Genomic DNA, 11,055 nt, shown 5'->3' with positions numbered 1-11,055 from the left:
GACAACATCAAGATGGTTGTGACTCTGATCCACCCAATCGCGATGGACGACGGTCTGCGTTTCGCAATCCGTGAAGGCGGCCGTACCGTTGGCGCGGGCGTTGTTGCTAAAGTTCTGGGCTAATTAATTATCCCTGAATTAAAAAAGGACGCTTCGGCGTCCTTTTTTGTTTTCTACTGCTCAGGCGTCGTCACAAAATTTCGCATTTTTTGCCTGCTCCCGCCCCGCATTCTGGCGTTTGTGCTATTGTAATCATAACCATTCTCACTTACACTTTGCGCATAATTTGAACGGGAGTTTTTATGTACGTTTGTTTATGTAATGGTGTAAGCGACAAAAAAATACGTCAGGCCGTTCGCCAGTTTCAGCCCCAGTCATTCCAGCAGCTTCGCAAATTTGTTCCGGTGGGAAATCAATGCGGTAAATGTGTACGTGCTGCGCGAGAAATCATGCAGGACGAACTGATGCAGATCCCGGAATACAAAGAGATCGCCTAAGCGCCCATCTTTTTTTTGACATCCCTGTAGCCCGATCTACGCTTCAATGAGTGGAAGCGGAGGGACTACATAATGAAAGGTGATGTTAAAATCATAAGTTATCTCAATAAATTATTGGGAAATGAGCTTGTCGCAATCAACCAGTACTTTCTTCACGCGAGAATGTTCAAAAACTGGGGACTCAAACGTTTAAACGACGTTGAGTACCATGAATCTATAGATGAGATGAAACACGCTGATAAATATATCGAGCGTATTTTATTCCTTGAAGGCATTCCAAACCTGCAGGATCTCGGCAAGCTGGGCATCGGAGAAGATGTCGAAGAAATGCTGCGTTCCGACCTCAGGCTGGAACTGGAAGGTGCCAAAGATCTCCGTGAAGCCATTGCCTATGCTGACAGCGTACATGACTACGTCAGCCGAGATATGATGATCCAGATCCTGGCCGATGAAGAAGGGCATATTGACTGGCTGGAAACAGAGCTGGATCTCATTGCTAAAATCGGCCTGCAAAACTATCTTCAGTCACAGATTAAAGTGGAAGAATAACCAACGTCTTCCACCCAACGCATAAACCCGCTGCTGCCAGAAATGGCCCAAAAGGCAGCGGGTTTTTTAATGCCTGCGTATCAGGGCGGATTAACGAAAAAACCAGAATGCAAAGAAGCGCCATCAGCGCTGCAAGCAAAGCCAGCGCCGGCAGTATGCACCAGCCATGCCATGCACCCAGCGCCGCCAGGTATTTTACATCGCCATATCCCATCCCTTCACGCCGGCAGATAAACCAGTAGCCCCAGTAAATAACGGCGAAGCCAATATATCCTGCCATTGCCCCCGCCACCGCGTTCGGCAGAAAATCAGGCTGGATACAGAGCTGAAAGAGCAGTCCCGCCCACAGCAGCGGGCAGAGATACTTATCGGGGAGCAGGCCGAAGCGAATATCGGCATGTACCAGTAAGGCAGTCAATGAGAGATAGATCAGCAGAAAGGGGAGGGTGGTCAGCATGAATAAGGCCTCAAACGGGTTCGAGCGCATACTCGTTATAATCGGCCCGTCAGGCAATCTACAAAAACCGCAGATGCGTAGCGGCTCGAAACAAAGAGTCGACGCAGAATACATTCCATAAAATGTTGCGCGTTCTTACGCATCCTGCGCCTTTGGCGCTTAATTTCTAAACGGCACTTGCGTCTTGCCCAGATTTACGTATAATGCGCGGGCTTGTCGTAATTGACGGCGGGTTCAATCAGAACCAGAGTAGCTCATTTTGTTACTCAACAATGCTCCCAATTGGGGAGCTACGTAAGAACGGTTACACTCTCCCATCAATCGTAATGGGTTTGAGGAGTAATCATTTTCGTTTATAAAATAATTGGAGCTCTGGTCTCATGCAGAACCAAAGAATCCGTATCCGCCTTAAAGCGTTTGATCATCGTCTGATCGATCAATCAACCGCGGAAATCGTCGAGACTGCTAAGCGCACTGGTGCGCAAGTCCGTGGTCCGATCCCGCTGCCGACCCGCAAAGAGCGCTTCACCGTTCTGATCTCTCCGCACGTTAACAAAGACGCGCGCGATCAGTACGAAATCCGCACTCACAAGCGTCTGGTTGACATCGTTGAGCCAACTGAGAAAACCGTTGATGCTCTGATGCGTCTGGATCTGGCTGCCGGTGTAGACGTGCAGATCAGCCTGGGTTAATCAGGTCATCGAGCGATTGAGAGGTTGAAACAATGATTGGTTTAGTCGGTAAAAAAGTGGGTATGACCCGCATCTTCACTGAAGATGGCGTTTCTATCCCAGTAACCGTAATCGAAGTTGAAGCAAACCGCGTTACTCAGGTTAAAGATCTGGCTAACGATGGCTACCGCGCTATTCAGGTTACCACTGGTGCTAAAAAAGCTAACCGTGTAACCAAACCAGAAGCGGGTCACTTCGCTAAAGCTGGCGTAGAAGCTGGCCGTGGTCTGTGGGAATTCCGTCTTGCTGAAGGCGAAGAGTTCACCGTAGGTCAGGACATTAGCGTTGAGCTGTTTGCTGACGTTAAAAAAGTTGACGTAACCGGTACCTCTAAAGGTAAAGGTTTTGCTGGTACCGTTAAGCGCTGGAACTTCCGTACCCAGGACGCTACTCACGGTAACTCCTTGTCTCACCGCGTTCCGGGTTCTATCGGTCAGAACCAGACTCCGGGCAAAGTGTTCAAAGGCAAGAAAATGGCAGGTCAGCTGGGCAACGAACGTGTAACCGTTCAGAGCCTGGACGTAGTACGTGTTGACGCTGAGCGCAACCTGCTGCTGGTTAAAGGTGCGGTCCCGGGTGCAACCGGTAGCGACCTGATCGTTAAACCAGCTGTGAAGGCGTAAGGGGATAGCAATGGAATTAGTATTGAAAGACGCGCAGAGCGCGCTGACTGTTTCCGAAACTACCTTCGGTCGTGATTTCAACGAAGCGCTGGTTCACCAGGTTGTTGTTGCTTATGCAGCTGGTGCTCGTCAGGGTACTCGTGCTCAGAAGACTCGTGCTGAAGTAACTGGTTCTGGCAAAAAGCCATGGCGCCAGAAAGGTACCGGCCGTGCGCGTTCAGGTTCTATCAAGAGCCCGATCTGGCGTTCAGGTGGCGTGACCTTCGCTGCGCGTCCACAGGACCACAGTCAAAAAGTTAACAAAAAGATGTACCGCGGCGCGCTGAAAAGCATCCTGTCCGAACTGGTACGTCAGGATCGTCTGATCGTTGTCGAGAAGTTCTCTGTAGAAGCGCCTAAAACTAAGCTGCTGGCACAGAAACTGAAAGACATGGCTCTGGAAGATGTGCTGATCATCACCGGTGAGCTGGACGAGAACCTGTTCCTGGCCGCACGTAACCTGCACAAGGTTGACGTACGCGATGCGACTGGTATCGACCCGGTTAGCCTGATCGCCTTCGACAAAGTCGTAATGACTGCTGATGCTGTTAAGCAAGTTGAGGAGATGCTGGCATGATTCGTGAAGAACGTCTGCTGAAGGTGCTTCGCGCACCGCACGTTTCTGAAAAAGCGTCTACTGCGATGGAAAAAACAAACACCATCGTTCTCAAAGTTGCTAAAGACGCGACCAAAGCAGAGATCAAAGCTGCTGTGCAGAAACTGTTTGAAGTCGAAGTCGAAGTCGTTAACACCCTGGTAGTTAAAGGGAAAGTTAAACGTCACGGACAGCGTATCGGTCGTCGTAGCGACTGGAAAAAAGCTTACGTCACCCTGAAAGAAGGCCAGAATCTGGACTTCGTTGGCGGCGCTGAGTAAGTCGGAGGAGTAATACAATGGCAGTTGTTAAATGTAAACCGACATCTCCGGGTCGTCGCCACGTAGTTAAAGTGGTTAACCCTGAGCTGCACAAGGGCAAACCTTTTGCTCCGTTGCTGGAAAAAAACAGCAAATCCGGTGGTCGTAACAACAATGGCCGTATCACCACTCGTCACATCGGTGGTGGCCACAAGCAGGCTTATCGTATTGTTGACTTCAAACGCAACAAAGACGGTATCCCAGCAGTTGTTGAACGTCTTGAGTACGATCCGAACCGTTCCGCGAACATCGCGCTGGTTCTGTACAAAGACGGCGAACGCCGTTACATCCTGGCCCCTAAAGGCCTGAAAGCTGGCGACCAGATTCAGTCTGGCGTTGATGCTGCAATCAAAGCAGGCAACACCCTGCCGATGCGCAATATCCCGGTTGGTTCTACCGTTCATAACGTAGAAATGAAACCAGGTAAAGGCGGTCAGCTGGCGCGTTCCGCGGGTACTTACGTTCAGATCGTTGCGCGTGACGGTGCTTATGTCACCCTGCGTCTGCGTTCTGGTGAAATGCGTAAAGTCGAAGCAGACTGCCGCGCTACTCTGGGCGAAGTTGGCAATGCTGAGCATATGCTGCGCGTTCTGGGTAAAGCAGGTGCTGCACGCTGGCGTGGTGTTCGTCCTACCGTTCGCGGTACTGCGATGAACCCAGTCGACCACCCACATGGTGGTGGTGAAGGTCGTAACTTTGGTAAGCACCCGGTATCTCCGTGGGGCGTTCAGACCAAAGGTAAGAAGACCCGCAGCAACAAGCGTACTGATAAATTTATCGTACGTCGCCGTAGCAAATAATTTTAGAGGATAAGCCATGCCACGTTCTCTCAAGAAAGGTCCTTTTATTGACCTGCACTTGCTGAAGAAGGTAGAGAAAGCGGTGGAAAGCGGAGACAAGAAGCCCCTGCGCACTTGGTCCCGTCGTTCAACGATCTTTCCTAACATGATCGGTTTGACCATCGCTGTCCATAATGGTCGTCAGCACGTTCCAGTCTTTGTTACCGACGAAATGGTTGGTCACAAACTGGGTGAATTCGCACCGACTCGTACTTATCGCGGCCACGCTGCTGATAAAAAAGCGAAGAAGAAATAAGGTAGGAGGAAGAGATGGAAACTTTAGCTCAACATCGCCATGCTCGTTCTTCTGCTCAGAAGGTTCGCCTTGTTGCTGACCTGATTCGCGGTAAGAAAGTGTCGCAGGCCCTGGACATCCTGACCTATACCAACAAGAAAGCTGCGGTATTGGTCAAGAAAGTACTGGAATCTGCCATTGCTAACGCTGAACACAACGATGGCGCTGACATCGACGATCTGAAAGTTGCGAAAATTTTCGTAGATGAAGGCCCAAGCATGAAGCGCATTATGCCGCGTGCGAAAGGTCGTGCAGATCGCATCCTGAAGCGCACCAGCCACATTACTGTGGTTGTGTCCGATCGCTGAGACTCTGGAGACTAGCAATGGGTCAGAAAGTACATCCTAATGGTATTCGCCTGGGTATTGTAAAACCATGGAACTCTACCTGGTTTGCGAACACCAAAGAATTCGCTGACAACCTGGACAGCGATTTTAAAGTACGTCAGTACCTGACTAAGGAACTGGCTAAAGCGTCTGTATCTCGTATCGTTATCGAGCGTCCAGCTAAGAGCATCCGTGTGACTATTCACACTGCTCGTCCTGGCATCGTTATCGGTAAGAAAGGCGAAGACGTAGAAAAACTGCGCAAGGTCGTAGCGGATATCGCTGGCGTTCCTGCACAGATCAATATCGCTGAAGTTCGTAAGCCTGAACTGGACGCTAAATTGGTTGCTGACAGCATCACTTCTCAGCTGGAACGTCGTGTTATGTTCCGTCGTGCTATGAAGCGTGCTGTACAGAACGCAATGCGTCTGGGCGCTAAAGGTATCAAAGTTGAAGTTAGCGGCCGTCTGGGCGGCGCGGAAATCGCACGTACCGAATGGTATCGTGAAGGTCGCGTACCGCTGCACACTCTGCGTGCTGACATCGACTACAACACCTCTGAAGCGCACACCACTTACGGTGTAATCGGCGTTAAGGTATGGATCTTCAAAGGTGAGATCCTGGGTGGTATGGCTGCTGTTGAACAACCGGAAAAACCGGCTGCTCAACCTAAAAAGCAGCAGCGTAAAGGCCGTAAATAAGGAGCGTCGCTGATGTTACAACCAAAGCGTACAAAATTCCGTAAAGTGCACAAAGGCCGCAACCGTGGTCTGGCGCAGGGTACGGATGTTAGCTTCGGCACTTTCGGTCTGAAAGCTGTTGGCCGTGGTCGTCTGACTGCACGTCAGATCGAAGCAGCACGTCGTGCAATGACCCGTGCAGTTAAGCGTCAAGGTAAGATCTGGATCCGTGTATTCCCGGACAAACCGATCACCGAGAAGCCGCTGGAAGTTCGTATGGGTAAAGGTAAAGGTAACGTGGAGTACTGGGTTGCCTTGATCCAACCGGGCAAAGTCCTGTATGAAATGGACGGTGTTCCGGAAGAGCTGGCCCGTGAAGCCTTCGGCCTGGCAGCAGCGAAACTGCCTATCAAAACCACCTTTGTAACTAAGACGGTGATGTAATGAAAGCAAAAGAGCTGCGTGAAAAGAGCGTTGAAGAGCTGAACGCTGAGCTGCTGAACCTGCTGCGTGAGCAGTTCAACCTGCGTATGCAGGCTGCAAGTGGCCAGCTGCAACAGACTCACCTGCTGAAGCAAGTGCGTCGCAATGTTGCACGCGTTAAGACTTTACTGACTGAGAAGGCGGGTGCGTAATGACCGATAAAATCCGTACTCTGCAAGGTCGTGTTGTTAGCGACAAAATGGAGAAATCCATCGTTGTTGCTATCGAACGCATTGTGAAACACCCGATCTACGGTAAATTCATCAAGCGTACGACCAAACTGCACGTACATGACGAGAACAACGAATGTGGTATCGGCGACAAGGTTGAAATCCGTGAATGCCGTCCACTGTCCAAGACTAAGTCCTGGACGCTGGTTCGCGTTGTAGAGAAAGCGGTTCTGTAATACAGTACGCGTTCTCAATACGAATAAACGGCTCAGCGATGAGCCGTTTATTTTTTCTACCCATATTGCAGAAGCGGTGTTATAATGCCGCGCCCTCGATATGGGGCTTTTTAACGGCTCTGATTTTAGAGTCTCAGGTAGTAGTTGACATTAGCGGAGCACTAAAATGATCCAAGAACAGACTATGCTGAACGTCGCCGACAACTCCGGTGCACGTCGCGTAATGTGTATCAAGGTTCTGGGTGGCTCGCACCGTCGCTACGCAGGCGTAGGCGACATCATCAAGATCACCATCAAGGAAGCAATTCCACGTGGTAAGGTCAAAAAAGGTGATGTGCTGAAGGCGGTAGTGGTGCGCACCAAGAAGGGTGTTCGTCGCCCTGACGGTTCTGTCATTCGCTTCGATGGTAATGCATGCGTTATTTTAAACAATAACAGCGAGCAGCCTATCGGCACGCGTATCTTTGGGCCGGTAACTCGTGAACTTCGTACTGAGAAGTTCATGAAAATTATCTCTCTGGCACCAGAAGTACTCTAAGGAGCGAATCATGGCAGCGAAAATCCGTCGTGATGACGAAGTTATCGTGTTAACCGGTAAAGATAAAGGTAAACGCGGTAAAGTGAAAAATGTTCTGTCTTCCGGCAAACTCGTCGTTGAAGGTATCAACCTGGTTAAGAAACATCAGAAGCCGGTTCCGGCCCTGAACCAACCAGGCGGCATCGTTGAAAAAGAAGCTGCTATTCAGGTTTCTAACGTTGCAATCTTCAATGCGGCTACCGGCAAGGCTGACCGTGTAGGCTTTAGATTCGAAGACGGTAAAAAAGTCCGTTTCTTCAAGTCTAACAGCGAAACTATCAAGTAATTTGGAGTAGTACGATGGCGAAACTGCATGATTACTACAAAGACGAAGTAGTTAAGAAACTCATGACTGAGTTTAACTACAATTCTGTCATGCAAGTCCCTCGGGTCGAGAAGATCACCCTGAACATGGGTGTTGGTGAAGCGATCGCTGACAAGAAACTGCTGGATAACGCAGCAGCTGACCTGACAGCAATCTCCGGTCAAAAACCGCTGATCACCAAAGCACGCAAATCAGTTGCAGGCTTCAAAATCCGTCAGGGCTATCCGATCGGCTGTAAAGTAACTCTGCGTGGCGAACGCATGTGGGAGTTCTTTGAGCGCCTGATCACTATTGCTGTTCCACGTATCCGTGACTTCCGTGGCTTGTCCGCTAAGTCTTTCGACGGTCGTGGTAACTACAGCATGGGTGTCCGTGAGCAGATCATCTTCCCAGAAATCGACTACGATAAAGTCGACCGCGTGCGTGGTTTGGATATTACCATTACCACTACTGCGAAATCTGATGAAGAAGGCCGTGCTCTGCTGGCTGCCTTTGACTTCCCGTTCCGCAAGTAAGGTAGGGTTACTGAATGGCTAAGCAATCAATGAAAGCACGCGAAGTAAAGCGCGTAGCTTTAGCTGATAAATTCTTCGCTAAACGCGCTGAACTGAAAGCGATCATTTCTGATGTGAACGCTTCCGACGAAGATCGTTGGAATGCGGTTCTCAAGCTGCAGTCTCTGCCGCGTGATTCCAGCCCGTCTCGTCAGCGTAACCGCTGTCGTCAAACAGGTCGTCCACATGGTTATGTGGGCAAGTTTGGGTTGAGCCGTATCAAACTGCGTGAAGCCGCTATGCGCGGTGAAGTGCCAGGCTTGAAAAAGGCTAGCTGGTAATTACCAATTGAATCACGGGAGTAAAGACAGATGAGCATGCAAGATCCGATCGCGGATATGCTGACCCGTATCCGTAACGGTCAGGCCGCGAACAAAGTTGCGGTCACCATGCCTTCCGCCAAGCTGAAAGTGGCAATTGCCAACGTGCTGAAGGAAGAAGGTTTTATCGAAGATTTTAAAGTTGAAGGCGACACCAAGCCGGAACTGGAACTTACTCTCAAGTATTTCCAGGGTAAAGCTGTTGTAGAAAGCATTCAGCGTGTCAGCCGCCCAGGCCTGCGCATCTATAAGAAAAAAGATGAGCTGCCAAAAGTTATGGCTGGTCTTGGTATCGCAGTTGTTTCTACCTCTAAAGGTGTTATGACTGATCGTGCAGCGCGCCAGGCTGGTCTTGGTGGCGAAATTATCTGCTACGTAGCCTAATCGGAGGAAAGAATGTCTCGTGTTGCTAAAGCACCGGTCGTTATTCCTGCCGGCGTTGATGTAAAAATCGACGGTCAGGTTATTACGATCAAAGGTAAAAACGGCGAGCTGACTCGTACCCTCAACAAAGCTGTTGAAGTTAAACATGCAGATAACGCTCTGACCTTCGGTCCACGTGATGGTTTCGTGGATGGTTGGGCTCAGGCTGGTACCGCGCGTGCCCTGCTGAACTCAATGGTTGTTGGTGTTACCGAAGGCTTCACTAAAAAGCTTCAGCTGGTTGGTGTAGGTTATCGTGCAGCTATCAAAGGGAATGCAGTAGGCCTGTCTCTGGGCTTCTCACACCCTGTTGAGCATCCGCTGCCGGCCGGTATCACTGCAGAATGCCCGACTCAAACTGAAATCGTGCTGAAAGGCGCTGATAAACAGCTGATCGGTCAGGTTGCAGCAGATCTGCGCGCCTACCGTCGTCCTGAGCCTTACAAAGGCAAGGGTGTTCGTTACGCCGACGAAGTCGTGCGTACCAAAGAGGCTAAGAAGAAGTAAGGTAACACTATGGATAAGAAATCTGCTCGTATCCGTCGTGCGACCCGCGCACGCCGCAAGCTCAAAGAGCTGGGTGCAACTCGCCTGGTGGTACATCGTACCCCGCGTCATATTTACGCACAGGTAATTGCTCCGAACGGTTCTGAAGTTCTGGTAGCTGCTTCTACTGTAGAAAAAGCTATCTCAGAACAATTGAAGTACACCGGTAACAAAGACGCCGCTGCAGCTGTAGGTAAAGCTGTTGCTGAACGCGCTCTGGAAAAAGGCATCAGCAATGTTTCCTTTGACCGTTCCGGGTTCCAATATCATGGTCGTGTCCAGGCACTGGCAGATGCTGCCCGTGAAGCTGGCCTTCAGTTCTAAGGTAGAGGTGTAAGATGGCTCACATCGAAAAACAGGCTGGCGAACTGCAGGAAAAGCTGATCGCGGTAAACCGCGTATCTAAAACCGTTAAAGGTGGTCGTATTTTCTCCTTCACAGCTCTGACTGTAGTAGGCGATGGTAACGGTCGCGTTGGTTTTGGTTACGGTAAAGCGCGTGAAGTTCCAGCAGCGATCCAGAAAGCGATGGAAAAAGCCCGTCGCAACATGATTAACGTCGCGCTGAACAACGGCACCCTGCAGCACCCTGTAAAAGGTGTTCACACGGGTTCTCGTGTATTCATGCAGCCAGCTTCAGAAGGTACCGGTATCATCGCCGGTGGTGCAATGCGCGCCGTTCTGGAAGTTGCTGGGGTTCATAACGTTCTGGCTAAAGCATATGGTTCCACCAACCCGATCAACGTGGTTCGTGCAACTATTGATGGCCTGGAAAATATGAATTCTCCAGAAATGGTCGCTGCCAAGCGTGGTAAATCCGTTGAAGAAATTCTGGGGTAATTGACCATGGCAAAGACTATTAAAATCACTCAAACCCGCAGTGCAATCGGTCGTCTGCCGAAACACAAGGCAACGCTGCTTGGCCTGGGTCTGCGTCGTATTGGTCATACCGTTGAGCGCGAGGATACTCCTGCTGTTCGTGGTATGGTCAACGCGGTTTACTTCATGGTTAAAGTTGAGGAGTAAGAGATGCGTTTAAATACTCTGTCTCCGGCCGAAGGCTCTAAAAAGGCGGGTAAACGCCTGGGTCGTGGTATCGGTTCTGGCCTCGGCAAAACCGGTGGTCGTGGTCACAAAGGTCAGAACTCTCGTTCTGGCGGTGGCGTACGTCGCGGTTTCGAGGGTGGCCAGATGCCACTGTACCGTCGTCTGCCGAAGTTCGGCTTCACCTCTCGCAAAGCAGCGATCACAGCGGAAATCCGTCTGTCTGACCTGGCGAAAGTTGAAGGCGGCGTTGTAGACCTGAACACGCTGAAAGCAGCTAACATTATCGGTATCCAGATCGAGTTCGCGAAAGTGATCCTGGCTGGTGAAGTGTCTACTCCGGTAACTGTTCGTGGCCTGCGTGTTACTAAAGGTGCTCGTGCTGCTATCGAAGCTGCTGGCGGTAAAATTGAGGAATAAGTAGCAG

24 protein-coding genes and 1 pseudogene are annotated in these 11,055 nt (G+C 50.4%); 24 read left to right on the top strand and 1 reads right to left on the bottom strand.

The genetic code is table 11. The features are described 5' to 3' along the window. The 3 genes and pseudogenes from tuf to bfr form a co-directional block, all read left to right on the top strand. Positions 1-123: pseudogene (gene tuf, locus GM298_RS22880) on the top strand (elongation factor Tu); the annotation flags it as partial. A 179-nt stretch (positions 124-302) separates the two neighbouring features. Next, the gene (gene bfd / locus GM298_RS22875) at positions 303-497 is read left to right on the top strand and encodes a bacterioferritin-associated ferredoxin (RefSeq protein ID WP_008503493.1); all 195 of its coding nucleotides are present in this window, start codon (positions 303-305) and stop codon (positions 495-497) included. Between the two features lie 72 nt (positions 498-569). After that, positions 570-1,046, top strand: a complete 477-nt coding sequence (gene bfr / locus GM298_RS22870) for a bacterioferritin (RefSeq protein WP_008503492.1) — start codon at positions 570-572, stop codon at positions 1,044-1,046. On the opposite strand, the gene GM298_RS22865 is transcribed toward bfr, so the two are convergent. Beyond that, complete coding sequence (locus GM298_RS22865) at positions 1,030-1,503, bottom strand: prepilin peptidase (RefSeq protein WP_266155378.1); 474 nt, start codon at positions 1,501-1,503, stop codon at positions 1,030-1,032. The genes bfr and GM298_RS22865 overlap by 17 nt on opposite strands. Before the next feature lie 380 nt (positions 1,504-1,883). On the opposite strand from GM298_RS22865, the gene rpsJ reads away from it, so the two are divergent. The 21 genes from rpsJ (at position 1,884) to rplO (ending at position 11,048) form a co-directional block, all read left to right on the top strand. Continuing rightward, the gene (gene rpsJ / locus GM298_RS22860) at positions 1,884-2,195 is read left to right on the top strand and encodes a 30S ribosomal protein S10 (protein WP_001181005.1); all 312 of its coding nucleotides are present in this window, start codon (positions 1,884-1,886) and stop codon (positions 2,193-2,195) included. A gap of 32 nt (positions 2,196-2,227) precedes the next feature. Then, positions 2,228-2,857 carry a 50S ribosomal protein L3 gene (rplC, locus tag GM298_RS22855; RefSeq protein ID WP_003863274.1) on the top strand — a complete coding sequence of 210 codons (630 nt, stop codon included), beginning with the start codon at positions 2,228-2,230 and terminating at the stop codon, positions 2,855-2,857. Positions 2,858-2,867: 10 nt separating this feature from the next. Continuing rightward, positions 2,868-3,473 (top strand): 50S ribosomal protein L4, encoded by a 606-nt coding sequence (gene rplD / locus GM298_RS22850; protein WP_000424395.1) that lies wholly within the window; start codon positions 2,868-2,870, stop codon positions 3,471-3,473. Next, positions 3,470-3,772 (top strand): 50S ribosomal protein L23, encoded by a 303-nt coding sequence (gene rplW, locus GM298_RS22845; protein WP_000617546.1) that lies wholly within the window; start codon positions 3,470-3,472, stop codon positions 3,770-3,772. Before rplD ends, rplW begins: the two co-directional genes overlap by 4 nt. A gap of 17 nt (positions 3,773-3,789) precedes the next feature. Continuing rightward, on the top strand, positions 3,790-4,611 hold the full coding sequence (gene rplB, locus GM298_RS22840; RefSeq protein WP_008457150.1) for a 50S ribosomal protein L2: 822 nt from the start codon (positions 3,790-3,792) through the stop codon (positions 4,609-4,611). A 16-nt stretch (positions 4,612-4,627) separates the two neighbouring features. Continuing rightward, the gene (rpsS, locus tag GM298_RS22835) at positions 4,628-4,906 is read left to right on the top strand and encodes a 30S ribosomal protein S19 (RefSeq protein ID WP_001138117.1); all 279 of its coding nucleotides are present in this window, start codon (positions 4,628-4,630) and stop codon (positions 4,904-4,906) included. A gap of 14 nt (positions 4,907-4,920) precedes the next feature. Next, entirely contained in the window at positions 4,921-5,253 is a 333-nt protein-coding gene (gene rplV / locus GM298_RS22830; RefSeq protein WP_002919773.1) for a 50S ribosomal protein L22, read from the top strand. 17 nt (positions 5,254-5,270) lie between these two features. Continuing rightward, entirely contained in the window at positions 5,271-5,972 is a 702-nt protein-coding gene (gene rpsC / locus GM298_RS22825; protein WP_000529945.1) for a 30S ribosomal protein S3, read from the top strand. Positions 5,973-5,984: 12 nt separating this feature from the next. Next, the gene (gene rplP / locus GM298_RS22820; protein ID WP_002919759.1) at positions 5,985-6,395 is read left to right on the top strand and encodes a 50S ribosomal protein L16; all 411 of its coding nucleotides are present in this window, start codon (positions 5,985-5,987) and stop codon (positions 6,393-6,395) included. Then, complete coding sequence (gene rpmC / locus GM298_RS22815) at positions 6,395-6,586, top strand: 50S ribosomal protein L29 (RefSeq protein WP_013099027.1); 192 nt, start codon at positions 6,395-6,397, stop codon at positions 6,584-6,586. The genes rplP and rpmC overlap by 1 nt, the downstream gene beginning before the upstream one ends. After that, entirely contained in the window at positions 6,586-6,840 is a 255-nt protein-coding gene (gene rpsQ, locus GM298_RS22810) for a 30S ribosomal protein S17 (RefSeq protein WP_008503489.1), read from the top strand. Before rpmC ends, rpsQ begins: the two co-directional genes overlap by 1 nt. A gap of 166 nt (positions 6,841-7,006) precedes the next feature. After that, the gene (rplN, locus tag GM298_RS22805) at positions 7,007-7,378 is read left to right on the top strand and encodes a 50S ribosomal protein L14 (RefSeq protein ID WP_002919748.1); all 372 of its coding nucleotides are present in this window, start codon (positions 7,007-7,009) and stop codon (positions 7,376-7,378) included. 10 nt (positions 7,379-7,388) lie between these two features. Continuing rightward, positions 7,389-7,703 (top strand): 50S ribosomal protein L24, encoded by a 315-nt coding sequence (gene rplX, locus GM298_RS22800; RefSeq protein ID WP_003863287.1) that lies wholly within the window; start codon positions 7,389-7,391, stop codon positions 7,701-7,703. A 14-nt stretch (positions 7,704-7,717) separates the two neighbouring features. Next, a complete protein-coding gene (gene rplE / locus GM298_RS22795; protein WP_001096202.1) occupies positions 7,718-8,257 on the top strand; it encodes a 50S ribosomal protein L5 in 540 nt (179 codons plus the stop codon). Between the two features lie 14 nt (positions 8,258-8,271). Next, positions 8,272-8,577, top strand: a complete 306-nt coding sequence (rpsN, locus tag GM298_RS22790) for a 30S ribosomal protein S14 (protein WP_003863291.1) — start codon at positions 8,272-8,274, stop codon at positions 8,575-8,577. 30 nt (positions 8,578-8,607) lie between these two features. Further along, the gene (gene rpsH / locus GM298_RS22785; protein ID WP_006178918.1) at positions 8,608-9,000 is read left to right on the top strand and encodes a 30S ribosomal protein S8; all 393 of its coding nucleotides are present in this window, start codon (positions 8,608-8,610) and stop codon (positions 8,998-9,000) included. Positions 9,001-9,012: 12 nt separating this feature from the next. Beyond that, entirely contained in the window at positions 9,013-9,546 is a 534-nt protein-coding gene (gene rplF / locus GM298_RS22780; RefSeq protein ID WP_003863296.1) for a 50S ribosomal protein L6, read from the top strand. Positions 9,547-9,555: 9 nt separating this feature from the next. Beyond that, entirely contained in the window at positions 9,556-9,909 is a 354-nt protein-coding gene (gene rplR, locus GM298_RS22775; protein ID WP_003863297.1) for a 50S ribosomal protein L18, read from the top strand. A gap of 14 nt (positions 9,910-9,923) precedes the next feature. Then, positions 9,924-10,424 carry a 30S ribosomal protein S5 gene (rpsE, locus tag GM298_RS22770; RefSeq protein ID WP_003863299.1) on the top strand — a complete coding sequence of 167 codons (501 nt, stop codon included), beginning with the start codon at positions 9,924-9,926 and terminating at the stop codon, positions 10,422-10,424. Positions 10,425-10,430: 6 nt separating this feature from the next. Next, on the top strand, positions 10,431-10,610 hold the full coding sequence (gene rpmD / locus GM298_RS22765) for a 50S ribosomal protein L30 (RefSeq protein WP_003863301.1): 180 nt from the start codon (positions 10,431-10,433) through the stop codon (positions 10,608-10,610). Positions 10,611-10,613: 3 nt separating this feature from the next. Continuing rightward, positions 10,614-11,048: a 50S ribosomal protein L15 gene (gene rplO, locus GM298_RS22760; RefSeq protein WP_003863304.1), complete on the top strand. Its 435-nt coding sequence runs from the start codon at positions 10,614-10,616 to the stop codon at positions 11,046-11,048. Positions 11,049-11,055 lie beyond the last annotated feature (7 nt).

The sequence above is a fragment of the Enterobacter sp. HSTU-ASh6 genome, assembly GCF_026319105.1.
GTDB classification, from domain to species: Bacteria; Pseudomonadota; Gammaproteobacteria; order Enterobacterales; family Enterobacteriaceae; genus Enterobacter; species Enterobacter sichuanensis.
This window is presented reverse-complemented; position numbering and strand designations above follow the sequence as displayed.

Excerpts from the sequence above, each read along its gene's own strand:
- bfd (WP_008503493.1), top strand. The coding sequence starts at position 303 with ATGTACGTTTGTTTATGTAATGGTGTAAGCGACAAAAAAATACGTCAG.
- bfr (WP_008503492.1), top strand. The coding sequence starts at position 570 with ATGAAAGGTGATGTTAAAATCATAAGTTATCTCAATAAATTATTGGGA.
- GM298_RS22865 (WP_266155378.1), bottom strand. The coding sequence starts at position 1,503 with ATGCTGACCACCCTCCCCTTTCTGCTGATCTATCTCTCATTGACTGCC.
- rpsJ (WP_001181005.1), top strand. The coding sequence starts at position 1,884 with ATGCAGAACCAAAGAATCCGTATCCGCCTTAAAGCGTTTGATCATCGT.
- rplC (WP_003863274.1), top strand. The coding sequence starts at position 2,228 with ATGATTGGTTTAGTCGGTAAAAAAGTGGGTATGACCCGCATCTTCACT.
- rplD (WP_000424395.1), top strand. The coding sequence starts at position 2,868 with ATGGAATTAGTATTGAAAGACGCGCAGAGCGCGCTGACTGTTTCCGAA.
- rplW (WP_000617546.1), top strand. The coding sequence starts at position 3,470 with ATGATTCGTGAAGAACGTCTGCTGAAGGTGCTTCGCGCACCGCACGTT.
- rplB (WP_008457150.1), top strand. The coding sequence starts at position 3,790 with ATGGCAGTTGTTAAATGTAAACCGACATCTCCGGGTCGTCGCCACGTA.
- rpsS (WP_001138117.1), top strand. The coding sequence starts at position 4,628 with ATGCCACGTTCTCTCAAGAAAGGTCCTTTTATTGACCTGCACTTGCTG.
- rplV (WP_002919773.1), top strand. The coding sequence starts at position 4,921 with ATGGAAACTTTAGCTCAACATCGCCATGCTCGTTCTTCTGCTCAGAAG.
- rpsC (WP_000529945.1), top strand. The coding sequence starts at position 5,271 with ATGGGTCAGAAAGTACATCCTAATGGTATTCGCCTGGGTATTGTAAAA.
- rplP (WP_002919759.1), top strand. The coding sequence starts at position 5,985 with ATGTTACAACCAAAGCGTACAAAATTCCGTAAAGTGCACAAAGGCCGC.
- rpmC (WP_013099027.1), top strand. The coding sequence starts at position 6,395 with ATGAAAGCAAAAGAGCTGCGTGAAAAGAGCGTTGAAGAGCTGAACGCT.
- rpsQ (WP_008503489.1), top strand. The coding sequence starts at position 6,586 with ATGACCGATAAAATCCGTACTCTGCAAGGTCGTGTTGTTAGCGACAAA.
- rplN (WP_002919748.1), top strand. The coding sequence starts at position 7,007 with ATGATCCAAGAACAGACTATGCTGAACGTCGCCGACAACTCCGGTGCA.
- rplX (WP_003863287.1), top strand. The coding sequence starts at position 7,389 with ATGGCAGCGAAAATCCGTCGTGATGACGAAGTTATCGTGTTAACCGGT.
- rplE (WP_001096202.1), top strand. The coding sequence starts at position 7,718 with ATGGCGAAACTGCATGATTACTACAAAGACGAAGTAGTTAAGAAACTC.
- rpsN (WP_003863291.1), top strand. The coding sequence starts at position 8,272 with ATGGCTAAGCAATCAATGAAAGCACGCGAAGTAAAGCGCGTAGCTTTA.
- rpsH (WP_006178918.1), top strand. The coding sequence starts at position 8,608 with ATGAGCATGCAAGATCCGATCGCGGATATGCTGACCCGTATCCGTAAC.
- rplF (WP_003863296.1), top strand. The coding sequence starts at position 9,013 with ATGTCTCGTGTTGCTAAAGCACCGGTCGTTATTCCTGCCGGCGTTGAT.
- rplR (WP_003863297.1), top strand. The coding sequence starts at position 9,556 with ATGGATAAGAAATCTGCTCGTATCCGTCGTGCGACCCGCGCACGCCGC.
- rpsE (WP_003863299.1), top strand. The coding sequence starts at position 9,924 with ATGGCTCACATCGAAAAACAGGCTGGCGAACTGCAGGAAAAGCTGATC.
- rpmD (WP_003863301.1), top strand. The coding sequence starts at position 10,431 with ATGGCAAAGACTATTAAAATCACTCAAACCCGCAGTGCAATCGGTCGT.
- rplO (WP_003863304.1), top strand. The coding sequence starts at position 10,614 with ATGCGTTTAAATACTCTGTCTCCGGCCGAAGGCTCTAAAAAGGCGGGT.